General features: G+C 45.8%; 27 protein-coding genes. 8 read left to right on the top strand and 19 right to left on the bottom strand.

Annotation, left to right across the window (positions count from 1 at the left end):
* Positions 1–78: 78 nt before the first annotated feature.
* The 14 genes from hutG to ACXACN_RS12465 form a co-directional block, all read right to left on the bottom strand.
* Complete coding sequence (hutG, locus tag ACXACN_RS12400) at positions 79–1017, bottom strand: formimidoylglutamase (RefSeq protein ID WP_474964813.1); 939 nt, start codon at positions 1015–1017, stop codon at positions 79–81.
* Positions 980–2260: an imidazolonepropionase gene (gene hutI, locus ACXACN_RS12405; RefSeq protein WP_474964815.1), complete on the bottom strand. Its 1281-nt coding sequence runs from the start codon at positions 2258–2260 to the stop codon at positions 980–982. Before hutI ends, hutG begins: the two co-directional genes overlap by 38 nt.
* Positions 2260–3924, bottom strand: coding sequence for a urocanate hydratase (hutU, locus tag ACXACN_RS12410; protein WP_474964817.1), 1665 nt, complete (start codon positions 3922–3924; stop codon positions 2260–2262). The genes hutI and hutU overlap by 1 nt, the downstream gene beginning before the upstream one ends.
* On the bottom strand, positions 3908–5449 hold the full coding sequence (hutH, locus tag ACXACN_RS12415; RefSeq protein WP_474964819.1) for a histidine ammonia-lyase: 1542 nt from the start codon (positions 5447–5449) through the stop codon (positions 3908–3910). Before hutH ends, hutU begins: the two co-directional genes overlap by 17 nt.
* 119 nt (positions 5450–5568) lie before the next feature.
* Entirely contained in the window at positions 5569–6006 is a 438-nt protein-coding gene (hutP, locus tag ACXACN_RS12420; RefSeq protein WP_474964820.1) for a hut operon transcriptional regulator HutP, read from the bottom strand.
* Positions 6007–6106: 100 nt separating this feature from the next.
* Positions 6107–6802, bottom strand: a complete 696-nt coding sequence (locus ACXACN_RS12425) for a YesL family protein (protein WP_474964821.1) — start codon at positions 6800–6802, stop codon at positions 6107–6109.
* A 674-nt stretch (positions 6803–7476) separates the two neighbouring features.
* Positions 7477–8445, bottom strand: coding sequence for a sugar phosphate isomerase/epimerase family protein (locus ACXACN_RS12430; protein ID WP_474964823.1), 969 nt, complete (start codon positions 8443–8445; stop codon positions 7477–7479).
* Between the two features lie 22 nt (positions 8446–8467).
* Positions 8468–9505, bottom strand: a complete 1038-nt coding sequence (locus ACXACN_RS12435; protein WP_474964824.1) for a Gfo/Idh/MocA family protein — start codon at positions 9503–9505, stop codon at positions 8468–8470.
* Complete coding sequence (locus ACXACN_RS12440) at positions 9502–10542, bottom strand: Gfo/Idh/MocA family protein (protein ID WP_474964825.1); 1041 nt, start codon at positions 10540–10542, stop codon at positions 9502–9504. The genes ACXACN_RS12435 and ACXACN_RS12440 overlap by 4 nt, the downstream gene beginning before the upstream one ends.
* 13 nt (positions 10543–10555) lie before the next feature.
* The gene (locus tag ACXACN_RS12445; RefSeq protein ID WP_474964827.1) at positions 10556–11278 is read right to left on the bottom strand and encodes a ThuA domain-containing protein; all 723 of its coding nucleotides are present in this window, start codon (positions 11276–11278) and stop codon (positions 10556–10558) included.
* Between the two features lie 51 nt (positions 11279–11329).
* On the bottom strand, positions 11330–12376 hold the full coding sequence (locus ACXACN_RS12450; RefSeq protein ID WP_474964828.1) for a LacI family DNA-binding transcriptional regulator: 1047 nt from the start codon (positions 12374–12376) through the stop codon (positions 11330–11332).
* A 243-nt stretch (positions 12377–12619) separates the two neighbouring features.
* Positions 12620–13444, bottom strand: a complete 825-nt coding sequence (locus tag ACXACN_RS12455) for a carbohydrate ABC transporter permease (RefSeq protein ID WP_474964829.1) — start codon at positions 13442–13444, stop codon at positions 12620–12622.
* On the bottom strand, positions 13444–14304 hold the full coding sequence (locus ACXACN_RS12460; protein WP_474964831.1) for a carbohydrate ABC transporter permease: 861 nt from the start codon (positions 14302–14304) through the stop codon (positions 13444–13446). Before ACXACN_RS12460 ends, ACXACN_RS12455 begins: the two co-directional genes overlap by 1 nt.
* 176 nt (positions 14305–14480) lie before the next feature.
* The gene (locus ACXACN_RS12465) at positions 14481–15788 is read right to left on the bottom strand and encodes an ABC transporter substrate-binding protein (protein ID WP_474964832.1); all 1308 of its coding nucleotides are present in this window, start codon (positions 15786–15788) and stop codon (positions 14481–14483) included.
* A gap of 351 nt (positions 15789–16139) precedes the next feature.
* Here ACXACN_RS12465 and ACXACN_RS12470 point away from each other — a divergent pair, with 351 nt between their 5' ends.
* Positions 16140–16577, top strand: coding sequence for an Hsp20/alpha crystallin family protein (locus ACXACN_RS12470; protein WP_474964834.1), 438 nt, complete (start codon positions 16140–16142; stop codon positions 16575–16577).
* Here the strand turns inward: ACXACN_RS12470 and ACXACN_RS12475 are convergent.
* Complete coding sequence (locus ACXACN_RS12475) at positions 16571–16990, bottom strand: hypothetical protein (RefSeq protein WP_474964835.1); 420 nt, start codon at positions 16988–16990, stop codon at positions 16571–16573. The two genes, ACXACN_RS12470 and ACXACN_RS12475, sit on opposite strands and share 7 nt — an antisense overlap.
* Before the next feature lie 43 nt (positions 16991–17033).
* On the opposite strand from ACXACN_RS12475, the gene ACXACN_RS12480 reads away from it, so the two are divergent.
* Genes ACXACN_RS12480 through ACXACN_RS12490 form a run of 3 tightly spaced genes read left to right on the top strand, consistent with a single transcriptional unit; the run spans position 17034 to position 17852 of the window.
* The gene (locus tag ACXACN_RS12480) at positions 17034–17231 is read left to right on the top strand and encodes a hypothetical protein (RefSeq protein ID WP_474964836.1); all 198 of its coding nucleotides are present in this window, start codon (positions 17034–17036) and stop codon (positions 17229–17231) included.
* A 5-nt stretch (positions 17232–17236) separates the two neighbouring features.
* Positions 17237–17560, top strand: coding sequence for a hypothetical protein (locus tag ACXACN_RS12485; RefSeq protein WP_474964837.1), 324 nt, complete (start codon positions 17237–17239; stop codon positions 17558–17560).
* 1 nt (position 17561) lies between these two features.
* On the top strand, positions 17562–17852 hold the full coding sequence (locus ACXACN_RS12490) for a hypothetical protein (protein WP_474964839.1): 291 nt from the start codon (positions 17562–17564) through the stop codon (positions 17850–17852).
* Here the strand turns inward: ACXACN_RS12490 and ACXACN_RS12495 are convergent.
* Genes ACXACN_RS12495 through ACXACN_RS12505 form a run of 3 tightly spaced genes read right to left on the bottom strand, consistent with a single transcriptional unit; the run spans position 17837 to position 18582 of the window.
* The gene (locus tag ACXACN_RS12495; RefSeq protein ID WP_474964841.1) at positions 17837–18055 is read right to left on the bottom strand and encodes a hypothetical protein; all 219 of its coding nucleotides are present in this window, start codon (positions 18053–18055) and stop codon (positions 17837–17839) included. The two genes, ACXACN_RS12490 and ACXACN_RS12495, sit on opposite strands and share 16 nt — an antisense overlap.
* Before the next feature lie 47 nt (positions 18056–18102).
* Positions 18103–18348, bottom strand: a complete 246-nt coding sequence (locus ACXACN_RS12500) for a hypothetical protein (protein ID WP_474964843.1) — start codon at positions 18346–18348, stop codon at positions 18103–18105.
* Between the two features lie 36 nt (positions 18349–18384).
* The gene (locus ACXACN_RS12505; protein ID WP_474964845.1) at positions 18385–18582 is read right to left on the bottom strand and encodes a hypothetical protein; all 198 of its coding nucleotides are present in this window, start codon (positions 18580–18582) and stop codon (positions 18385–18387) included.
* A 202-nt stretch (positions 18583–18784) separates the two neighbouring features.
* Here ACXACN_RS12505 and ACXACN_RS12510 point away from each other — a divergent pair, with 202 nt between their 5' ends.
* On the top strand, positions 18785–19570 hold the full coding sequence (locus ACXACN_RS12510) for a sugar phosphate isomerase/epimerase family protein (protein ID WP_474964846.1): 786 nt from the start codon (positions 18785–18787) through the stop codon (positions 19568–19570).
* A 52-nt stretch (positions 19571–19622) separates the two neighbouring features.
* A complete protein-coding gene (locus ACXACN_RS12515; protein WP_474964847.1) occupies positions 19623–20156 on the top strand; it encodes a phosphatase PAP2 family protein in 534 nt (177 codons plus the stop codon).
* 14 nt (positions 20157–20170) lie between these two features.
* Here the strand turns inward: ACXACN_RS12515 and ACXACN_RS12520 are convergent, their stop codons facing one another.
* On the bottom strand, positions 20171–20500 hold the full coding sequence (locus tag ACXACN_RS12520) for a helix-turn-helix domain-containing protein (RefSeq protein ID WP_474964849.1): 330 nt from the start codon (positions 20498–20500) through the stop codon (positions 20171–20173).
* Between the two features lie 881 nt (positions 20501–21381).
* Here ACXACN_RS12520 and ACXACN_RS12525 point away from each other — a divergent pair.
* Complete coding sequence (locus tag ACXACN_RS12525) at positions 21382–22107, top strand: CBS domain-containing protein (protein ID WP_474964850.1); 726 nt, start codon at positions 21382–21384, stop codon at positions 22105–22107.
* 92 nt (positions 22108–22199) lie between these two features.
* A complete protein-coding gene (locus tag ACXACN_RS12530; RefSeq protein WP_474964852.1) occupies positions 22200–22556 on the top strand; it encodes a PilZ domain-containing protein in 357 nt (118 codons plus the stop codon).
* Positions 22557–22646: the final 90 nt, after the last annotated feature.

Consider the following 22646-nt stretch of genomic DNA (forward strand, 5'->3'; position numbering starts at 1 on the left):
TGTATATGATTTCTTACAAATACTGTTAGACCTGGTCACCCATTTCATGGATGACCAGGTCTAACAGTTATTTCCATATCAAACATACATGTAGCGCACCATAACATGAGCTGCCAGCCTGCTCGTCATATCCCTGAAATCTTTAGTTGGGTCGACTTCTACAATATCCATTCCTTTAACCAGAGGATGACGAGAAGCAAGTGCTACGCTGTTCAGCAGCTCTCTCGCCGTTAACCCTCCCGGCCCGATAGCAGGACACCCTGGCGCATACGCCTGATCAACCACATCCATATCAACGGACAAGTAAATGCAGTCACATTTATTTTCCAATATCTGTATGACCTGGTCTGTTAGATTATGGATGCCTTCCTCTTCGACGTCGGCCATTGTGTAGGTGTGGATGTTGTGTTCTTTTGCGTAGTCGGCGTAGGCTTTGGCGTTGGAGAAGTCGCGAATACCGATTTGGATGAGGTCTTCTCCTCGGATGACTCCTTCTTCTAGCAAACTTCGGAACGGGGTTCCGTTCGTCCGTCCCCCGTCTTCTACGTTCCGCAGATCATGGTGAGCATCCCATTGAATGACTCCAACTCTTCCGTATTTCTCCTGAAAGGCAGAGATACTAGGAAAGCTGATCCCATGGTCTCCCCCGAGCATGACGTATTTGGAGCAAGTTTCGGTGTCAATCATTTCTTTCACACTGGTCTTCAGCCGCTTCTGTGTTTCTTCATTATCCGTTGGATGGACAGGTACGTCTCCAAAGTCCAACACCTTTACATCCTCATAACTTTGATCTTTTTCTCCAGAATACGTACTGTAGGCGCCGAGCGCTTTTCGTATTGTCGAAGGCGCTTCTGATGCGCCTGACAAAGAGATTGACGTCTTTGATAAAGGGAGTCCGATCACCCCAACATCCCCGGTTTTTCCTTTCTCGTAAAACGAAATCGTTTCATCTACTTTGGTCGTATAGCGATCTTTGAATCTAGCATCCCTGCCCGGGTTGAGGTACTGAAAAGACACGAGCGCCCCTCCTCTCCCACACCTTTCTTCCGTTCTTCCATACTGCCTTTGTGTGGTTCGCCGCATAATGATAAGGCGGGTATTTATAATTCGGGACATCCCACAAAACCACATCCGCTTTTTTCCCAACGCTCAGACACCCAGCGTCGCCCCCTCTACCAATGGCATGGGCGGCATTTACCGTCACACTATTCCAGATCTCTTCCGGAGTCATTTTCATTTTCAAAGCGGCAAGCGACATGATCATTTGAAGGTTATAGGTGACACAACTTCCGGGATTGAAGTCCGTAGCCAGGGCGACTGCCACTCCGCTGTCGATCATCTTTCTCGCATCCGCATAATGGTCTTTCCCTAAGTAAAAAGTCGTCCCTGGGAGGAGCACGGCCACCGTCCCACCGTCAGCGAGGCTCTTAATTCCCTCATCAGAAGCTGCGACAAGATGATCTGCCGATGCCGCTCCCATCGATACGGCAAGCTCCGTCCCGCCGAGCGAGTCGATTTCATCCGCATGAATCTTCGTCCGAAATCCAAGTTCATGGGAAGCTTTCATAAAACGTCGGGACTGTTCAATGGTGAAGACCCCTGTTTCACAAAAAATATCGGTGAACTCTGCCAACCCTTCATCACTGATCTCAGGAAGCAGGCGAATCATTTCATCGAGAAACGCATCCGCTTCCCCTTTGTACTCTGGTGGGATCGCATGAGGACCGAGAAAAGTTGAAACTACATCCAGGATGCTATCTTCGTTCAATCGTTTCACAACCCTAAGCTGCTTCAACTCCGCTTCCCGATCCAGTCCGTAGCCGCTCTTGGCTTCAAGTGTCGTCACCCCGTGGGCAGCCATCTGTTCCAGCGTCTGTCTTGCCTTATTGTAAAGTTGGGTCTCACTTTCTGCGCGCGTCGCTTTCACGGTTGATAAAATCCCGCCCCCTCGTTGCAAAATTTCAAGATAAGGGACACCCGCTTGCTTCATCGCCAACTCATGCTCCCTGGAACCTCCGAAGACAAGGTGGGTGTGCGGATCGACGAGACCAGGTGTTACAGTTTTTTCCATTGCATCGACTCGCTCGCTGGCTTTTAGTTTTTGGCTCTCTTTGTGGGTGCCAATCCAGGCGATTTTGCCATTCTCAAAAGCTATCGCCATGTTTTCTTTTACTTCCAGTTGTTTCATCGCGTCCCCTTTTAACGGTCCTTCAGCAGGTAAAACCAACTGGCCGATATTTTCAATCAGTGTATCGTACATCACTGCCCCCTCCTTTTCATCGGAATATCCAGTTCGTGTTTATCCGCTTCTTGTAGTGCTTTTTCGTAACCGGCATCGGCGTGGCGAAGGATCCCCATCCCAGGGTCTGTTGTTAGGACACGTTCCAACCTTTCTTCAGCGAGGTTTGTACCGTCCGCCACTACGACCATTCCTGCATGGAGCGAGTACCCCATACCGACCCCTCCGCCGTGATGAAAGGAAATCCACGATCCGCCAGCCGCTGTATTGATGAGTGCATTCAGCACCGCCCAATCCCCGACGGCATCACTGCCATCCAGCATTGCTTCGGTTTCCCTGTTTGGTGACGCGACCGATCCACAATCCAGGTGATCCCGTCCGATGACCACAGGCGCGCTCAACTCGCCTTTTCTAACGAGTTCATTAATCGCCACTCCCATCTTCTTCCGCTCCCCATATCCGAGCCAGCAAATCCTTGATGGAAGGCCTTGAAATTGAACTTTTTCCTGCGCCATGTCGATCCATCTCAGCAGCTTCTCATTTTCAGGGAAAAGCTCCTTGATGAGCTGATCGGTGCGGTAAATATCCTTTGGATCCCCAGACAATGCCGCCCAGCGGAACGGTCCTTTCCCTTCACAAAACAACGGCCGAATGTAGGCGGGAACAAAGCCAGGGAAATCAAAAGCATCTTCCACCCCTTCTTCTAGTGCAACCTGGCGGATGTTGTTGCCATAATCGAAAACAATGCTGCCTCTTCTTTGGAACTGAAGCATAAGCTCGACATGTTTGGCCATGGATGTTGAAGAAAGGCGCACGTATTGATCCGGATCCTTTTTCCGTAAAACAGTCGCTTCTGACAGCGAATACCCGACAGGGACATAGCCGTTCAGCGGATCGTGGGCAGAAGTTTGATCTGTGACGATATCGATCTCCAGGCCATTCTGTAAAAGTTCGTCGTGCCTTTCAGCCGCGTTTCCTAACAGGGCAATCGATAGAGCCTCTCCATTCGCCTTCGCTTCTTTCGCCCATAAAACCGCCTCTTCAAGAGACTCTGTACTCACATCGCAATAGCCGGATTGCAGCCGTTTAGAAATACGATCAGGGTCCACTTCGATCGCAATGACCACACCGCCATTCATTGTGACCGCCAGCGGTTGAGCCCCTCCCATACCTCCAAGCCCTGCCGTCAGTGTAATCGTTCCTTTCAACGACCCTCCAAAATGCTTTTCGGCCAGAGACGCGAACGTTTCGTACGTTCCTTGCAAAATGCCTTGGGACCCAATATAGATCCAGCTTCCTGCTGTCATTTGGCCGTACATCATCAGCCCTTTTTGATCAAGCTCGTGAAAATGCTGCCAATTGGCCCATTTCGGAACGAGTACGGAATTGGATAGCAGCACTCTCGGCGCGCTTTCGTGTGTTTTAAAAACACCCACAGGTTTTCCGGACTGGACGAGCATCGTTTCATCCTTTTCCAACCGCTTCAATGTGGCGATGATCGCATCAAAGGCTTCCCAGTTTCTTGCCGCTTTGCCGATGCCTCCATAAACGACTAGGTCTTCAGGTATTTCAGCGACCTCTGGGTCAAGGTTGTTGCAGAGCATCCTTAATGCTGCCTCCTGTTCCCATCCTTTGCATTCCAATTGAGTTCCTGTTTTGGCTTTCACCTTACGTGTTGTCGACATACGTTTCTCCTCCTTCATGAATGGATTTCCACTTACCCCAGTCAAAACTACCCTCTTTCAACCACTTCTCCACCTGTTCGATATCCTTAGAAAACATCCGATCCTGCGTCACTTTCGGTACGACCGTCCTTGCTGATTTCCAAAGGTCTTGAGCAAGTACCGATGCCCGCTCGATCCCTCTCAATTCCAGCGCCTGCAAACTGCAGATCAGCTCAATCGCTACAACTTTTGTTGCGTTGTCGATAACCATGGATGCATGCCGGGCAGCAGTTGTGCCCATGCTTACATGATCTTCTTGGTTCGCAGAGGAAGGGATCGAGTCGACACTTGCGGGATGCGCGAGAGTTTTATTTTCAGATACTAAAGAAGCAGCCACATATTGCACGATCATCAACCCTGACTCCAAACCCGGATTGGCACTGAGAAACGGGGGAAAGTCGTTCAGCTGAGGATTGACGAGCCGTTCGATTCTGCGCTCCGAGATGTTCGCCAGTTCACTGATGGCAATTTTTAAAAAGTCCATCGCAAATGCAATCGGCTGGCCATGGAAGTTCCCACCAGAGACGACGACTTTTCCACCTTCTAAAAGAAGCGGATTGTCTGTCGCCGCATTCATCTCGATTGTCAGCTTTTCGCGCACGTAATGAAGTGTCTGCCATGTCGCCCCGTGCACTTGTGGAATGCACCGTAAAGAATACGCATCCTGCACCCTTTTTTCTCCTTGAAACGTGACGAGGTGACTGCCGTTGATCAAATGACGCATTCGTTCGGCGACAGCCATTTGTTCCGGATAACCGCGTGCTTCATGGATGCTCGGATGAAACGCATCCCGGATCCCTTCCAGTGCCTGCAACGTAAGGCTTGCCACCCAATCACACTGCAAGGCCAGCTGCTCCGCTTCGATGTATCCGATGACTCCGACCGCCGTCATCGCCTGGGTCCCGTTAATGAGCGCAAGCCCATCTTTTGCCTTCAACGATAAGGGCTTTAGGGAAAGCATTTGCAGCACATCTTTCGTCGCCCTGCGTTCTCCTTTATAAAAAACTTCCCCTTCTCCCATCAAGACGAGAGCAAGATGGGCGAGTGGGGCTAAATCTCCGGAAGCCCCAAGTGACCCTTGTGACGGAATGACCGGATGGACATGAAGGTTAACGAGGTCACAAAGTCTCTGCACGATCACCTCTCGCACACCAGAATAGCCTTTCATGAGGGCGTTCAGCCGGAGCACCATCATGGCACGGCTCACTTTTTCAGAAAAAGGATCCCCCACTCCGCACGCATGGGAACGGATCAGATGGTGCTGCAGGCTGTCGACATCTTCTGCCGCAATTCGGACATCACTTAATTTTCCGAAGCCTGTGTTGATGCCGTACACCGTGTGCCCTTTTGACACAATATCTTCCACCGTTTCTCTACTGGCCTTTACATCGATCAGGCTCGTTTTTGATAAATGTATTTTGCTATTCTCGAAACAGATCTCCTTCATTTGCTCGATGGATAAGTCTCTTCCATTCAGTTCGATCATCCACAATCCCCCTTTCAAATGAAAAGATTCTGGTGGATTTTCTAAAAAAAGAGGCGACAATGGCATGGGAAATACCATTGTCGCCCCCTCATCACTCATGACTATAGGCCACCTATACTTTATATATGATTAATACCGAGTCCAAATGTCTCATGTTCCAAACCTTTTACCGGAGCCCCGATTGTTCCGTAAAAAGCGACGGCGATCCACTCGCCCTCACCCTTCCTGTCATAAGGCTCTCCACGAACGACGGCAAAACGAAGCCCAACGGTCCGCATCATATTGCCGACTCCGATTTGTCCCCGCGTCACACCCTGCAAGGATTCTAAGATCGCATGATAAAGCGCATGGGTCTCCCTGTAGATGTGTTCAGAAATGATGCCGTTTCGTTTAGCGGCAGTTTCTACGGCTGCGATCACTTTTTGGACATCCATCGAACCCGCTTTCCCCTGGCAATAAGAGACGTGTTCGAATTTATTCGCAAAAAACTCCAGTTCTTCTTCATCAAGAGATGCGAGCAGCATCGCAAGCTTCCCTATTTTCACCGATTGGGTCATCCTATCCCCACCCTGCTTATCACTAATGACTACTTAAATTGTAACCGCTTTCTTTAATGTCCGCAATACAAAAAAGATGACCTCACCCAAACGGACGAGGTCATACAGTATTTTCCATATTATTCAGTTTCAAATACAGTCTGTAGTAAGCGGAGAAGGCGAGAAAGGCGATGATGGATCCTGTGAAGATCGGAATAATCAGCGGGAAAATGTATAAACTGACCGCCAGGATGAATCCCGAACTGATGGCAACCGTCAAAAACAGTACCGGACTGACAAACGTGAGCATCAATGCTTTTTTCAGGGCCGCCCCTACTTTTAGATCAAAATGAACGAGGGTACTGAACGTGTTGATCGTGTAGACAAACAATAAGATACCCAGGATCAGAAATAGATTCATAAGCAGGGAACTCGTCGTAGAAAAATAATAAAGATCGGCCGCGAGCACACTCCACAATACCGTAAGAACGATACCAGCCTTCATGCTGCTTTTATAATTCTCTTTGTAATAGCTGAGGTATGACCGGTCAGCGGTTTCTTTATGATCTTTCCTCACCCAGTCGCGCGCTTTTGCGAACATAGCGGTTGTGGCAGGGAAAAAGATGAAAGGCATGAAGAGAACAAGTGGTGGCAGCAAATACCACAAATCCTTTATGTCTCCGATGTTCAGTAAGCTCAATAACAATAGTGCGACAGGCAAGTTGAACAAGGCCCATTGCAAATTGGTTAGGGCAAATTTACTGATCCATTCGCTGACGGCGTACAATCCGCCTCTGATTCCTGATGTCTGTTTCATAATTTTCCCCTTCCTTTTATAAAAAACGCTAGCTCTCAGAAAATAGTTATTAAAGTATATGGCAGGATTGTGGAAGACTCAGGTTCGAGACTTTCCGGGGTTCGTATGCCATGTTAGGAGTCAGGGATGGCTGGGAAGCCACTCGCTTTCCTGCGGGGATGACGGCAAGCCTCCTCGTGCTTTTCGCACTGCGGGGTCTCGCCAGCCAATCCATTCCCGCGGGAGTCTCGCAGCTTCCCAACCACCCATTCGAAAGTGTGATAAACGAACCCCTATACTAAGAAGGAGCATCTTCCACCAACACTACCTACAGTAAAAACGGCTCTATAACAAGCGGTTATGAGCTCTACCCATACGATGGGAGGTTATTGTTACAGCTCCTCATACGTATAGAATGCGCCTAATTCCGGAGATGGTTTCGAGATACATACTTGGCAAAGGGGCGGAGGGGAATGGCGAGACTCCTGCGGGAAAAAAGTGCTTGGTGAGACCCCACAGGACGCAGTCCGAGGAGGCTCACCGCGCTCCCGCGGAAAGCGAGTCATTCCCCGCAGCCCCCATCCACTCAACAAAAATCTCGAAACTGAGTCTTCCACAAACGGGAGCTTATATGTAATCAACAATTCTAAAAGAAAAACCCCTCAAAAAGTCTGAGGGGTTTGGTCATTCCTTCGTTACGCCCACCACATCTCTGTAGCCTGTTCTTCGATCAGTACAGATTTCAAGTTTTTCACGGCTTGATTGAATCCTTCATTGATCGACATGATCGGATCTTCATGCTCGATACTGACGACATGATCATAGCCGTACGTACGAAGAGCACTCATGATGTTGGACCATTCTTCAATTCCGTGACCGTACCCGACGGAGCGGAAACTCCACGCGCGTGTCTGCACTTTTCCGTAATTCTGCATGTCTGTCAGACCGTACATGTTCACATTGTCTTGATCGATGTACGTATCTTTCGCATGGAAATGGTGGATGGCGTTTTCTTTACCCAAAATCTTGATGGCTGCTACTGGATCAATGCCCTGCCACCACAAATGGCTTGGGTCAAGGTTCGCCCCGATGGCATCACTTGTCGCTTCACGAAGCTTCAACATCGTGTAAGGCGTGTGGACTAAGAATCCTGCGTGCAGTTCAAGACCGACTTTCACATTATGTTCTTCGGCAAACTTCCCTTGCTCTTTCCAGTAAGGGATCAGTTTTTCGTTCCACTGCCATTCTAACACATCTGAATACTCTGGTGGCCAAGGGGTTACAGGCCAGTTCGGTGCGGTATCGTTTTCGTGGCCGCCTGGCGTACCGGAGAAGGTGTTCACAACAGGGACATCCATCAAGCTTGCTAGTCTTACTGATTTTACGAATGCTTCATGAGACTCTTCTGCGAAAGCTTTATCCGGTGAAACCGGGTTGCCGTGGCAGCTGAAAGCACTGATCGTCAATCCACGGTCATGAACTTTCTTCAAGTAATCGTTTCGTTTCTCTTCACTTTCGAGAAGCTCATCTACATTACAGTGAGCATTTCCAGGATAGCCTCCTGTCCCGATTTCGACCGCTTTCAAGCCTGCTTCTTTTGCGTGGTCCAACATTTCTTCAAAGGATTTATCGGAAAATAATACAGTAAAAACGCCTAATTTCATGAACAATCTCCTCCTGCTAGGTTTATAGTTTCACACTCGTTCCAGTCTCACTACTTTGATAGATTGCTTCCATTAGTTTGGTCACTTTCAACGCTTGTTCCGGTTTCACGACTAATTCGTCATTTCCTAAACAGCTGTCGATAAAATTCTCTGCCTGAGCGAGACCAGGGGTCGGTTCGCCTTCACGGATTTTCGCTGTACTATCGAGGAGCGCCCCGTATTTTGCTTGATAAAGTTCAAATGGATAGACACTGAGGCCTCCGTCGACACCAGAAATGGAAAGTGATGTATGGTCTTCCTTGATGTTCGCTGCCCACGAGCATTCAAACTGCATCGACTCTCCGTTTTCAAACGTGATGTAACTCGTCACATGATCATCCACGTTGAACGATTCATGATCAAACGCTCCCCAATCATTGACTTGTCCTGGAGTTTTGCTCAAGCGATCATAGGTGCGTCCCATCACCTCGACTGGTTTCGGATCATCGAGCAGCCAGAGAGCAAGATCGAGCAAGTGACAACCAAAATCGATCAAACTGCCGCCGCCTTGCAAATCTTTATTCGTGAATACACCCCAACCTGGCACTTTCCGGCGTCGCATCGCTTGTACTCTCGTTACGAGAGGATCTCCAATTTCATTGTTGAGGATTGCTTTTTTAGCGAGCTGGGCTTCCGGTGTGTAGCGGTAGTGGTAAGCAATCGATAAAAGGCGGTCATTTTTCTCTGCCGCTTCCATCATCGCTTCGCATTCTTCTGTCGTAATCGCCATCGGCTTTTCACACAACACGTGCACGCCAGCTTCAAGAGCGGCAATGGAGATCTCTGCATGAAACTTGTTCGGCGTACAAATTGTGACCGCATCGACTTTTGCAAATAGATCTTTATAATCTTTGAAAACGTAGGGAATCTGGTGGGCTTCAGCTACTTCTTCCGCTCGTTCTTGGTTCACATCCTGGACAGCTATAAGCTCCACTTTGTCTTTTAAATCAAGGAAAGAGGGAATATGCCGTCCTTGGGCAATTCCCCCTACTCCGATCATTCCCATTTTCAAACGAGTCATTTCGTGACTTTCTCCAGGCTGCTGATTTGTCTCGTTTCGCCTGAGCGGAGGGCACCGAGGATGACTTCCAGTGATTTCATACCTTCTTCTCCTGTGATCAGAGGCTCAGTATCATTCAAAATGCTGTCAACGAAGTGATCGATGACGTGGGAATTGCTCTGTCCGCCCTCTTCGTTGGATTGAATTTTCCCGAGCTGATAATTGACGATATCGCCGTTCGTGTATTGAGCGATCAAGGAGTATTCAGGATCGTCTTCGAGACGAAGCGTTCCTTTTTCCCCGTAAATCACGGTAGAGTTGTCTTCGTTCGGGTTATACGCCCAGCTGGCTGCCATTGTTCCGACAACACCAGATTGAGAACGCAGAATGCAAACCGCATTATCATCAACCGTAATGTCTTTCTTCGCGTTGTTCTCGACAAAGCCTGCTACATCGACGAATTCTTCACCAAGGATGTAGCGGAGCAAGTCTGCTTTATGTACTCCTAAATCACCCATGGCACCGATGAACGCCTGATCCTTCTTGAAGAACCAGCTGTCTTCCCCTTCTGCACTCCATCCTTCTGGTCCACCGTGACCGAAAGCCGTACGGAAGCTGTACACTTTCCCGATCGCGCCTGATTCGATGAGTTCTTTCGCCTTCACGTGAGACGGAACAAAGCGCTGGTTGTGAGCGATCATCAATTTCTTTCCGCTCTTTTCAGCCGCTGTAATCATTTCTTCTGCTTCTTCTTTGGATGTAGCCATCGGCTTTTCACAAAGAACATGAGCACCGGCATTCAGAGCAGCGATCGATACCGGGGCATGCAAGTAGTTCGGCAGGCAAACGCTCACGGCATCCACTTCTTCTTTTTTCAAAAGTTCTTCATAATCGGTGTAAAGAGTTGCGCCGTGCAATTGTGCTATTTCGCGCGCACGCTCTTCAACGATGTCACATACGGCAGTGACTTCGACATTTTCATTCGCTACGTATTCCGGAAGGTGACGGTTCTGAGCGATACTCCCGCATCCAATTACAGCAATTTTCAATTTTGTCATAGTAAAAGCTCCTTTATGATTTAGTTAAAATTTCTTCTAAAGGTTGAGCATTTCCGTAAACAGGTGTCGGCGTTTCCGTGTTCTTCGCCCATTTCACACCATTACGGATGACGGTTTGTACTTCTTTGTTGTAATAGGTCGGATACGTTTCATGACCCGGACGGAAGTAAAAGACCTTTCCTCTGCCGCGACGGAAAGTAGCTCCACTACGGAACACCTCTCCACCTTCAAACCAGCTGACGAAGATCAATTCTTCAGGTGTAGGGATATCAAAATGCTCGCCATACATTTCTTCTTTTTCAATTTCAATGAACTCCCCAATGCCTTCTGTGATCGGGTGGCTTGGATCGACAACCCAGATGCGCTCCTTCTCATCCGCTTCGCGCCACTTCAAGTCACAGGATGTGCCCATTAATTTTTTGAACGGCTTAGAAAAGTGAGCTGAGTGTAGAACGACGAGTCCCATTCCCTCAAGGACGCGCTGTTTTACTTTTTCTGCGATTTCATCCTGGACTTCATCATGCGCTTTGTGCCCCCACCAAACGAGTACATCTGTTTCTGCAAGCACTTCATCTGTCAATCCATGCTCTTCTTCATCCAATGTAGCTGTTTTTACATTCTCATGATCTTCTCCAAGAAAATCAGCAATTGCACTATGAATGCCCTCTGGATAAATATCTGCAACGACCTGGTTTTCTTTTTCGTGGCGGTTCTCATTCCATACTAGTACGTTCATGTTCATTCCCCTTTTCTTTAAAAATAAGCGCTTTCTTATTGCAAAAAAAAATTAATCCGTTTGCTCGATTGCTTTTCTCGGATGACAGGAATCCCGTTCTACGATGAGCGTCGGGATGATCACACTCTTTTTGATCATATCCGGTCGGTTCAATAGATCGATCAAGCTCCTGGCTGATTCATGACCTAATTGAAAGGACTGTGTATCCACTGTTGTTAAGGCGGGATTGGATAAACGGGCAATCATCGTATTGTTGAACCCGACGATGCTCATATCCTCCGGGAGTTTCAACCCTTTCGACGTCAACGCCCTCATCACGGTCAACGCATTATAATCATCCGTGATGACAAGTCCTGTCGGAGGGTCCTTCTCCTGCAGCAGTTCTTCCACCACTTGATCAGCATCCGCCAGCCCTGATTGGATATTTTTTTGTAAATTCTTGTCTTCCTCTAATTGACCATTCGCCAAAGCTTGTCGAAATCCTTCTAAACGGTCCCTGACTACTTCAAAATGATAATCTCCTCCGATGAAACCGATCCTTTCATGACCAAGTTGAATCAAGTAATCCGTCACTTCTTTACTAGCCAGGATATTATCATTATCCACAAACATCGTTTCCCCTGCTCGGTTTACGGGTTTACCGATCATCACGAAAGGAAACTCGCAATCCCGCAAGTACGGGACAACTTGATCATCCTCCCGAGAATACAGGACGATGACTCCATCGACTCGCTTGCCCTGCACCATTTTGACGACTTCTTTGAAAATCGCTTCCTCCGTGTTTCCTGTCGTCAAATAAATGCTGTAATCCTGTTCATGACAGGCATCGCTGATTCCCCTCAACAATTCTGAGAAGAAGGGGTTATCGAAAGAGTGGACGGTGGAAACTTTGGTTACAATCCCGATCGTCTGCGTCGATTGGCTGACGAGGACGCGGCCGTTGTAATTGATGTGATACCCAAGTTCCTCCATCACCTTTCGCACTTTCCGTTTTGTCCGTTCACTGATCCGCGGACTATCGGAGATGACTCTGGATACCGTAGAAGGAGCGACATTCGCAACTCTCGCCACATCTTTAATCGTGACAGACACGCCCATCGCCTCCTTTCTTCTATTCTGCTTTCACTCTTTAAACGTTCTACATCTTTTTCCATAAAATGTTCTATGCTGTTCTTTAATACTAGAGCAGTAAAGCATTCCGATCTACTGATACGGAAAGGGGCGTTGGGGAATGGCAAGACCACACACCTGCGGAAAGCGAGTCGTTCCCAAACGCCCATTCCACCTCCAAAGCATCGGAATACTAAATTTTCAAATCCTTACATGAACTGAAGTTTACCTTTACTTGACGGCTCCTTCGGAAACGCCGTTGATGATTTGTTTCTGGGCGAAGAAGTAGCCGATGATAACTGGCAGGATTGCGATCGTCAGACCAGCAAGCGCCAGGTGCCATTGTTTCGTGTATTGACCGAAGAAGTAGAACATCTTCAATGGAATCGTCGCATTGGATTCACTCAATACTAGAGATGGAAGGAGATAATCGTTCCAGATCCAGATAACGTTCAAGATAGCTACGGTAACGGAAATTGGCTTCAACAATGGGAAAATGATATACCAGAACGTCTGGAAACGGTTCGCTCCATCGATGATGGCCGCTTCGTCCATGGATTTCGAGATTCCTGTCATCGCTCCGTGATAAAGGAAGATGGACAAACTACAACCGAAACCAAGATACATAAAGATCAATCCACCAGCGTTCAACATGTCCGCTTGTCCGAAAATAGAGATAAGTGGAATCATGACCGACTGGAACGGGATCAACATCGCAGCAACGAATACGAAGAAAATGACGCCGCTGAGTTTACTTTTGTTTCTTGCCAGCGCATAACCAGCCATGGAAGAAAACAGGATGATGATAGCAATACTCAAACCTGTAATCAGCACAGAGTTGAATAGCGACTTCAGGAATGCCAAATCAATGAATGCTTCAACAAAGTTTGAAAATACAATTTCTTCAGGAAAACCAAGAACACCTGAGAAGATGCCACGCTTCGTTTTAAATGCATTGACGATCATCAAATAGAAAGGTGCAATCCAGATGAGACCAAGCAGAAGGCCGAGAATTTCAATGGAAATTAAATTCCGTTTTTCGTTATTCTTTTTCATTACATCTCAACCTCCCGTTTCTTGTTGTAATACACTTGCGTCAATGCAATGACAGCAACGATTAAGAAGAAAATAACGGCTTTGGCCTGAGCATAAGCCATTTGATTATCAGAGAATGCGGTACGAACAATTTCCATCGCTACCATTTGTGTCGAGTTGAATGGTCCACCATTCGTCAGGGACAAGTTTTGGTCGTAGATCTTGAATGCCATGGAAAGCGTCAAGAACATACTGACGGTAAATGCCGGTGCAACAAGTGGGAACGTGATGTTTTTGAAGCGCTGGAAACTGCTTGCTCCGTCAATTTTCGCTGCCTCGATCAATTCTTTCGGAATGTTTTCAAGGTAAGCAATGTAAATGATCATGATATAACCAGCCATCTGCCATGCAGTCAGGATGACGAGACCCCAGAAACCTGTGTTCGTTGTTGACAACCAGCCGTTCAATCCTTCAATACCAGTAAGACCGGCAAGATCGCCGAACACGCTGATGAAGATGAACTGCCAGATAAACCCTAGAATCAAACCACCGATCAAGTTCGGCATGAAGAAAACGGTACGTAGAAGGTTGCCTGACTTGATGTTACGAGTAACAAGAAGGGCCAGTCCAAGTCCCATAATGTTCAAGAGGATGACCGTGACAACCGCGAATTTGACCGTGAACCAGATCGAATTCATGAATTCACTTTCCTGGAAAAGGTTGATGTAATTCTCAAAACCTATGAATGCATTTGCTGTAATCCCGTTCCAATCCGTGAAGGAATAGAAGAGACCGTATAAGAAAGGAATGACGACAACTATTCCAAGACCCATGATCACCGGTGTCAGGAACAGCCAGAAAGATAAACTTCGATTCTGCATGTATTACTCCTCCAATGCTTTAAGCGGTACGAACCGCACATTATGATATCGATTTCATATGATTGGATAAAACATCCCATCTATTAACATACTTACCTATTTAAATATCCTAATAGAGGGGATCTTTTATAGTACCAGGAAGGGCTGCAAGCCCTTCCTGGTTCCAATACTACTACTTACTGACGGGAATCTTCCCATGCTTTTGTTGCTCTTTGTTCTACTTCTTCCCAGCTGATGTCTCCAGCAAGGTATTCTTGTACAGCTACTCCGAATGCGTCCTCAGTCCAGCCAGTCGGCGCTCCAAGGAAGACCCACCCTAGCGTGTTGCCATTGTTAGCGTACTCATAGATTTCCTTAGAAATCGGATCTGCAATTTCCTGATCCTCGTACCCTTCGTAAGCCGGGATGAACTTGAATTCTTCCGTTACAAATTGCTTCCCTTTTTCAGATGTGTACATCCAGTCTAAGAAATCTTTACTTGCTTGTACCACTTCTTCTTCAGAATCTTTGTTTACAACCCAGTAGTTTGGTACTCCAACAGGGATGCTTCCTTCGTATCCTTCTACAGGAATCGGAAGAAGGCCGATATTGTTTTCAGCAAATTCAGGATCCATGGATTCAACCGTGTTATATACCCAGTTTCCTTGCTGAATCATTGCTACTTTTCCAAGAGAGAAGTTTTCTTCTACTTGTTGAGAGTAGTCAAGGCTTAGTGTCGGCTGAACAGAGTATTCGTTTTGAAGATCTACGAAACGCTTCATTTGGTCACCCATTTTAAATTCAATCGTATCCGCTTCATAAGCTTCCATAATGTCATTGTTGAATTCATCAGCGATATACGCATTGGCTAAGTGGTTACCAATGACCCACTTCTCTTTAGCCGGGAAAGCAAATGGCGCATCGATTCCAAGTTCGCCTTTTTGATCTTCCAACGTTTGAACCGCTTCTTCTAGAGCTTCAAATGTTGTAATTTCTTCGGCATTGATTCCTGCTTCTTCAAAAACTTTCTTGTTATAAAGAAGGCCGTATCCTTCTTGGTTGAATGGAAGACCCAATACTTGATCGTTACGGGATACACCGGAAAGTGTTCCTTCAAGAGCTGCGTTTGCTGCTTCTGTATCGGAAAGGTCCGCTAAGTACTGCTCATATTCATCCACGTCTGTCGGTCCACCTACGTTGAAGATGTCAGGCTCTTCTCCAGAAGAGAAAGAAGTCTTCAAGGAAGCACCGTAGTCGTTTCCTCCACCAACGGTTTTAACGTTGATGTTCACGTCCGGGTTTTCTTCTTCATACATGGAAACAAGTTCTTCGAATTGGTCTTTGAACTCTACTTTAAATTGAAAGACATCGACGGTTACGGCATCGCCTGAAGCATTGTCCCCTGAACCACTGCTATCGTCTGATCCAAATGAACAACCAGTAAGAGCTACAGTGGACGCCAACAATGCTGTCGCAATCCCAGAATAAAATTTGTTTCTTTTCATCTCATCCACCCCTATTTTTTTATTAATCATTGAATCCGCTTACATATCACATCTAAGAAAAGAGTTTTTCAACTTGTGCAACTTTTAGCGCATACGTTTGCGCAAATGGTAGTTAAAAAACTCATCCGCTTGTCCAACAATGAGTTATAAAAGTGCTATACATGAAGATGTGAATACGTTTGCATAAATTCATTGATTAATGAAGTTGAATAAAGCATAACACGGGGTTCATACAAATACAACACCAATTTTCAAATTATTCTCCAAATAGACAACGTTTACATGAAATCCTATCTGTCCTGTCATGAAGATCAACGGTACCTCATACTTTGTAAGAGTGAGGTGAACAAAATGAAGAAAAAGAACGGTCCAATCAATTGGGAGGCTTTTTCTGAGAATGTTGAAAAGGTGTTAGGAGAGGATTTCTGGAACGACATGCATCACGTCATTCCTAAACGCGGTCCTTCTTACGACTTTTATGAAACGGAAGATCAGGCTGTCATTGTGATCGAACTGCCTGGTTTGACGAAAAACGACCCGGTCTACCTCACCCAGGAGGGCACGTCCATGATTATCAGGGGGGAGATTACTCCCGGTTACCCCGTTGCGGAAAAAGATCTAATCCATAATGAACGGATGAAAGGGAACTTCAAACGTGTAATCCCTGTACCCTTTCATTTTACGGCTGAAGATATCGTGACCGCCTACAAAGAAGGTCTATTGATTGTCACCATTTTTAAACGCCAGAAGAACAGAGACATCCCCATTGAATTAGAGGACCATCAATAATGCAAAAAGATCTCTTTTTCATCGGAGCTCTTTTTTTGTAAACGAACCTCAATGGCTCCATCAAGGTATTGAGCAAATCCATTTCTTCTGCTCGTCTGAGCAGGCAGATCAATCTCCATCCTTTCAGCCCATATCCCACCTACAAACAACTTTCCGCTTCCAACACTCAATCTTATTCCCTCAATGTCGACTTCATAAGGAACGGGAATCGTGACGACGACTTCTCTCATCAATTCCATCACTTTATAATCATTGCTCGAGTGTTTCAGTTCCTGTTGATGTTCTTTAGGAGAAAGGGCATCATGGATCGATTTTTGCACAAAGTCATTCATTTTCTCCATATCCATTAAATCATCAGGCAGAAAAGAGCTGTTCTTTCCTAAAGGATTGAACCAATTCATAAAGTCTTTCATGCTTATCTTTTCCTTTCATACATTAGTCATAGGAGGTGATGAAATGAGTCACATTCAATTTAAGAATTTGTCCGTTGACCAAATGACGAACACATCCGGGATCTTTTCAGGAACAAACCTCCAGTCAGGATTTAAGGCCGTCGACCAGAAATGGGAAGGAAACGGGAAAATCAATGGTGATCAGAACACCCTCCAACATAATAAACATTTAGTCATTAAGCGGCCTTCTAAAAGAGTGTAGTCGGCATGTTTTTTAAAAAGCGTCGTGGCAAGCAAGCAGATATCGATACTTTGGTGCAGGAAATCAAAGAGCTGAAACAAGTGATTCAAACGATGCAGGGCAAACAGGTCGAATACCATATTCATTTTGACCAAGTGGATATCCATGACCCAAAACTTGAACAACTGACGTTTCAGTTGGATCATTTAGATATCGATGAGTTGAGCGGAGCCTTGAACATGGGGAACAATTTCGGTGTGAATGTCAAACCGAAAAATTCTTCACGCCCTGAATGGACTAGAACGGAAAAGGGCATGAAGTTCAACATCAAATCAAAGGAGGATTCCTGATATGGCCGGTTTGTCTCCTTACTTTTTCATAGGAAATATAAGGATTGGGAGTATTGAAAATGCCTCTTGTCTGAACATGGGAAACAACGTCCCCACAGGGTTTGAAAGTTACCAGAAACACAACCAAGGATTCGGGAACGTGCATGGAGATGGCAATACCCTTGAAGGCTTACGCTCTATTTTAAGTGACTCTGCCATCCTGGACTTGATGTCCCAAGAAAACGACCACAACATCCCTGAGTGGGTTCAAAAACTCATGGAAAAGAAAATGGAGGATCATCCTGTTGAATGATCGGCTCCATCTTCCTTTTTTGATGGACGTGCCATTTTCGTAATCGGCATATCGATTTCATCATTGTCATGAATCACATTGACATTATAAGAAATGATGTTGCCATCCCCTACAACGGTCCCGAGGGCAGCATTTTGCTTTTCCTGCGTTTCCCAATTGGTCTGTGTGTTCGGCCCAACAAAGATCCCGGAGTTACTGGTCATATGATTGACATAGATGGAATCAAATCGAATATCGATCCTAATCCCCCCTATAACTGGACGTTTGGTTGAGGGTTGTTGACGGTAGGGTTAACGATTGGTGTATCAGTAATATCATTATCAATGATCGTATTCACATTGTTGGTCGCAATGAAGAAGCCGACGGGTATTCCTGCAGCATTATTGTTCTTCCCCTGCCAGGACCAATCCGGCTGATTGTTTTGCCCAGTGGATATGATTCCATTTTCAGTAATGGAGTTGACAGCGATTTGATTAAAGACGACGGATACAGGCATTCCTATTCACCTCACCTTTTCTTCTGATATCCTATTCTAGAACATTTGGAATGTGTCTTTTTCGGACAACCCTACGCCTCCCCCATGCTTCCCGTAACACCCAAAGCACATGTCGATATCAAGGGTCCCCCCATCGGTAACCGTACACACTTCATATTCACGGAGCTCTTTCTTACAAATCCAGCAAACCGTATGAACTTCATTCATTTCTTGCATCCTTTCTTTCCATTCCATCCCAATCCCACCTTTAGTTGTTAGGTTATAGCGTTATCTTACAAGGCACCCTAAAACTTTCAAAATCACCAAAAGAGGTTTTCTCCTCCCCTTGGGACGTCATTTTTCTACTTTCCCCTGGTTAATTTTCGTTTTGGGAAGGGAATTCGACACTGGAAATCTAATCTTGATTAAGAGTAGAAATATATAGGATTAAATGAGGATGAAAGGAAAGGGATCAGATATGAATACACCTATACCGATTGCAGTACAGCTTTATACACTACGAAATGAAACAGCGGAAGACTTCGCTGGAACGTTGAAGAGAGTCTCCGATTTAGGCTTTGATGCCGTCGAGTTTGCCGGTTTTGGGGACATGACAGCTACGGAGGTCAAACGTTTATTAGATGAACTTGGTTTGAAGGCCGCTTCGAGCCACGTGCCTTTGGATGAACTGAAAAACAACCTTCCACAAGTCATTAAGGATCAAAAAACGATCGGAAGTGACTATGTGGTCTGTCCCTACATCGAGGATCGAAGTGAATCTGATTACGTGAATTTGATTGAGGATTTGAAAAAAATCGGCGATGAATGCCGTCAACATGGCCTTACATTGTGCTATCATAATCATGACTTCGAATTGGAGCCGCTGCCAGACGGAAGAAAACCACTGGAAGCGATTCTCGAGGAAACCGATGAAGATCAAGTTCAAGCGGAGTTCGATATCTACTGGCTTCAAAAGGCGGGCGACCAACCTTCTGCCTGGATCGACCGTTACCAGGGACGCACACCCTTGATCCATTTGAAAGATATGACTCTTGATGAAGAACAATACTTTGCTGAGCTCGGGACGGGCGGCGTTGATTTGGATACGGTATTCGTTCTTGGCGAAAAAGCCGGAGTAAAGTATTGGATCGTCGAGCAGGATGAAAGCCGACGCACGCCTTTAGAAAGCTTAGAGATCAGCATGAACTACTTGAAAGAAAAATTTCCTCAATTGAACAAATAACAAAGGAAGGGCGTGATTTCTTCACGCTCCTTCTTTATGTAAGGAGAAACAAATGGACGAAGTATTAGTATTATGGATTTATCACTTCTCTGAAGCCGACTGGGTGGATGCACTTATGGTTTTCTTTTCATCATGGGGATACAAAGCGATCATTGCCCTATTCATTTTGTTGGCTTTATTGAAAACAACTCGGAAACTCGGTCTTACAGCTATCACCGCATCACTGATCGGTTTAGTCATGACTAGAACCATCCGCTGGATCGCGCCGAGGGAAAGACCTTTCGTAGCCCTTGAAGAGGTCACACCATTGGTTGAAAAACAAGCAAGTGCCTCTTTTCCAAGTGAGCAAGCGTTATTTGTCGGCATTTTCATTGCTTTGCTTTGGATGACCGGAAGCAGACTGAGAGTGGCGTGCCTTCTTGTTGGACTGATTGTTCTTATTTCGAGAGTCTATCTTGGACATCATTATGTAACAGACGTGCTGGTCGGAGCTGTTCTGGGTGGAATCCTTTTCGCCTCCGTATACAGATGGTTCAGCAAGCACCAGAGTTTTCCGGTTAAAAAAGAGAAAAGCCTGACCTCTTAAAAAGAGTCAGGCTTTTATTTATTCTGGTGGATTCTCCATTTGTTAAACTCCAGATATTCACGGAATTGTTCTTTAGAGATCCCTGAATTCATCGCTTCCTGAACTAAATTCATCCAGTCTTTATCCAGCGTTTCATCTTGAGGTTCACTTTCTCCATGAAGCAAAAAGTTAATCGAAACGTCTAGTTCCTGGGATATTTTAGTCAAGAACTGAATGGAAGGATTGGTCTGGATATTCCGCTCAATCGAACTCAAGTAAGACTTTGCGACTCCCGCCCTTTCGGCCAATTCAGATAGCGACATATGTCGGTCTTTACGAATTTTTTGAATGCGTTCACCGATCATGATCTCACCTTCTTTCCTATTGATTTGAGTATAGCACAGATTGAACATTCGTTCTATTTAAAGCACGAAAAATCATTATGGAGTCCTATGTGTTTTCTTGCTTCTCTTCTATGTATACTTCTTATTCCTTACCTCTTATTATCGTACAATCCGACCAATTATTTAGTGAAAGTTTTACTTTAACGAACGTTTTTAACTTTTGTTCAAGTATATGGCAGGTTTCTATAAGACTCGATTTCGAGATGGTTCGGGGTTCGTTGCTGAGTTGAGCGTCAGGGGTGGTTGGGAAGCCACTCGCTTTCCTGCGGGGATGGCGGCAAGCCTCCTCGAGCTAAAGCTCTGCGGGGTCTCGCCAGCCAATCCATTCCCGCGGGAGTCTCGCAGCTTCCCAACCACCCCATTCAATAATATGAGAAACGAACCCACGCACACGCATAGAGGGTCTTCTAAAATCAATGCTCCCTAACTTAAAGCGCTATATAGCAAGCTTAAAAATACAATTGGGTCAATGCTTTAAGTTAAATCGACCAAATCTTATGACGCAGGAAAACTCCTTATTCTTGAAGTGGTTTCGAGACACTTATATAGCAAAGGGGCGGAGGGGAATGGCGAGACTCCTGCGGGAAAAAAGTGCAGGGTGAGACCCCACAGGACGCAGTCCGAGGAGGCTCACCGCGCTCCCGCGGAAAGCGAGTCATTCCCCGCAGCCCCCATCCATTCAACAAAAGTCTCGAAACTGAGTCTTCAAGAAAAGGGAGCTATAGTTTGATAAACCTTCGGGTAAATCATACATTGAATTAAGGTTATTATGAATCACTTTTGTGTAGGATTCACACACTAACTGTAAAACCAAGTGAGATTCCTTAGAAAAGGTGAACAAGATGAATGACATTGTGGAACAGTTTGAAATTACATTCAACCAAATCCATCAACATTTAAAAGAACTGAATGGTTTCCCGAAAAATGATAATTTCGTGGAGCTTCTTCAGCGATCCAAACTGAAACATAGCGTCGTCCGTGTCCACTTCGACCAGTTGAAGCAGTACGCAAAACTTAGAAATGCCATCGTACACGAACGAATCAGCGGGGATTATTTTATCGCCACCCCACATGAGGATGTCGTAAAGGCATTAAAACGAATTAAACGAACGCTTGACCAACCGCCAGAAGCTTTAGATTTCGCCACACGTCCTGTGCTCTTTTTCAAAGAAGATACAGCGCTCAGTCATGTGATGGAGGCGTTTGATCAGCATGGAATCTCTCAATTTCCTATCTATACTAGAGAACGCAATTTCTCAGGGTTACTCACCAATGACGGCATCGTTCGGTGGCTATCTCAAAATCATAAACAAGGAAAAATCGATCTAGAGAACATCTGTACATCAGACGTCCTTCCTGTGGAGAAGGATCGTAGTGTGGAGTTTTTAAAAGCTAGCGCCACTGTTTTTGACCTGGAAGAACGGTTTGAGCGAAGTTTGAATGAAAATCGGAAACTGAAGGCCGTCATTTTGACTGAAACCGGAAGTCCTGACGACTTGCCGATGGGAATCGTGACTACCTGGGATTTAATTAAAGTGGACAGACGCGAGGGTGAAAACGAAGATTGACTTTTTTCATAAAGAAAAAGTTAAAAAATTTGAACGTTTACTCTTCAGAGGATATGATTAAATTATCTTTGTTTAGGAAGAGGGATGTAAGCATGAATGAACGCAGACAGGAACCCTTCCGGTACCCATTCCAATCACCCCTCCCAGGTTTTTACAACAAGAAGTTCAGTAACCATGTGTCAGGTCCTATGGAAGTGAAAGACATTAGTATGAACGGATTACGCTTTTCCTGTGAGCCTCAACCTGGATTGTCTATGAAAGATGAATTGATTCTCTCTTTCATCTATGAAAACAAGACATTCACAGCTGAAGGGCGACTTATTTGGATGAAAACGGAAGAACAGCATATGACGTGTGGCGTCCACGTATTTGAATTTCCAAATCAGCTCAAAGAGATCATTGAAAAGCTCGGGGAGTCCCTTGAAGCTGTACGAAATGATCAAAAATAACCGAAGTCTCCGTAGTGGAGGCTTTTTTATTTTGCTGTGTTTTAATGAGTTTCTTTTGTTTTGGTTAGCCAATGGGTGCTCATATAGGGC

The sequence above is a fragment of the Halobacillus sp. AWM4_238 genome (assembly GCF_056158265.1).

Coding starts and splice junctions, on each gene's coding strand:
- hutI (WP_474964815.1), bottom strand. CDS start 2,260: ATGTACGATACACTGATTGAAAATATCGGCCAGTTGGTTTTACCTGCT.
- ACXACN_RS12460 (WP_474964831.1), bottom strand. CDS start 14,304: ATGCAGAATCGAAGTTTATCTTTCTGGCTGTTCCTGACACCGGTGATC.
- ACXACN_RS12525 (WP_474964850.1), top strand. CDS start 21,382: ATGAATGACATTGTGGAACAGTTTGAAATTACATTCAACCAAATCCAT.
- ACXACN_RS12440 (WP_474964825.1), bottom strand. CDS start 10,542: ATGACAAAATTGAAAATTGCTGTAATTGGATGCGGGAGTATCGCTCAG.
- ACXACN_RS12480 (WP_474964836.1), top strand. CDS start 17,034: ATGAGTCACATTCAATTTAAGAATTTGTCCGTTGACCAAATGACGAAC.
- ACXACN_RS12505 (WP_474964845.1), bottom strand. CDS start 18,582: ATGGAATGGAAAGAAAGGATGCAAGAAATGAATGAAGTTCATACGGTT.
- hutH (WP_474964819.1), bottom strand. CDS start 5,449: ATGATCGAACTGAATGGAAGAGACTTATCCATCGAGCAAATGAAGGAG.
- ACXACN_RS12490 (WP_474964839.1), top strand. CDS start 17,562: ATGGCCGGTTTGTCTCCTTACTTTTTCATAGGAAATATAAGGATTGGG.
- ACXACN_RS12445 (WP_474964827.1), bottom strand. CDS start 11,278: ATGAACGTACTAGTATGGAATGAGAACCGCCACGAAAAAGAAAACCAG.
- ACXACN_RS12530 (WP_474964852.1), top strand. CDS start 22,200: ATGAATGAACGCAGACAGGAACCCTTCCGGTACCCATTCCAATCACCC.
- ACXACN_RS12430 (WP_474964823.1), bottom strand. CDS start 8,445: ATGAAATTAGGCGTTTTTACTGTATTATTTTCCGATAAATCCTTTGAA.
- hutU (WP_474964817.1), bottom strand. CDS start 3,924: ATGTCGACAACACGTAAGGTGAAAGCCAAAACAGGAACTCAATTGGAA.
- ACXACN_RS12495 (WP_474964841.1), bottom strand. CDS start 18,055: ATGACCAGTAACTCCGGGATCTTTGTTGGGCCGAACACACAGACCAAT.
- ACXACN_RS12500 (WP_474964843.1), bottom strand. CDS start 18,348: ATGCCTGTATCCGTCGTCTTTAATCAAATCGCTGTCAACTCCATTACT.
- ACXACN_RS12455 (WP_474964829.1), bottom strand. CDS start 13,444: ATGAAAAAGAATAACGAAAAACGGAATTTAATTTCCATTGAAATTCTC.
- ACXACN_RS12520 (WP_474964849.1), bottom strand. CDS start 20,500: ATGATCGGTGAACGCATTCAAAAAATTCGTAAAGACCGACATATGTCG.
- ACXACN_RS12425 (WP_474964821.1), bottom strand. CDS start 6,802: ATGAAACAGACATCAGGAATCAGAGGCGGATTGTACGCCGTCAGCGAA.
- ACXACN_RS12515 (WP_474964847.1), top strand. CDS start 19,623: ATGGACGAAGTATTAGTATTATGGATTTATCACTTCTCTGAAGCCGAC.
- ACXACN_RS12475 (WP_474964835.1), bottom strand. CDS start 16,990: ATGAAAGACTTTATGAATTGGTTCAATCCTTTAGGAAAGAACAGCTCT.
- ACXACN_RS12470 (WP_474964834.1), top strand. CDS start 16,140: ATGAAGAAAAAGAACGGTCCAATCAATTGGGAGGCTTTTTCTGAGAAT.
- hutP (WP_474964820.1), bottom strand. CDS start 6,006: ATGACCCAATCGGTGAAAATAGGGAAGCTTGCGATGCTGCTCGCATCT.
- ACXACN_RS12465 (WP_474964832.1), bottom strand. CDS start 15,788: ATGAAAAGAAACAAATTTTATTCTGGGATTGCGACAGCATTGTTGGCG.
- ACXACN_RS12435 (WP_474964824.1), bottom strand. CDS start 9,505: ATGACTCGTTTGAAAATGGGAATGATCGGAGTAGGGGGAATTGCCCAA.
- ACXACN_RS12510 (WP_474964846.1), top strand. CDS start 18,785: ATGAAAGGAAAGGGATCAGATATGAATACACCTATACCGATTGCAGTA.
- ACXACN_RS12450 (WP_474964828.1), bottom strand. CDS start 12,376: ATGGGCGTGTCTGTCACGATTAAAGATGTGGCGAGAGTTGCGAATGTC.
- ACXACN_RS12485 (WP_474964837.1), top strand. CDS start 17,237: ATGTTTTTTAAAAAGCGTCGTGGCAAGCAAGCAGATATCGATACTTTG.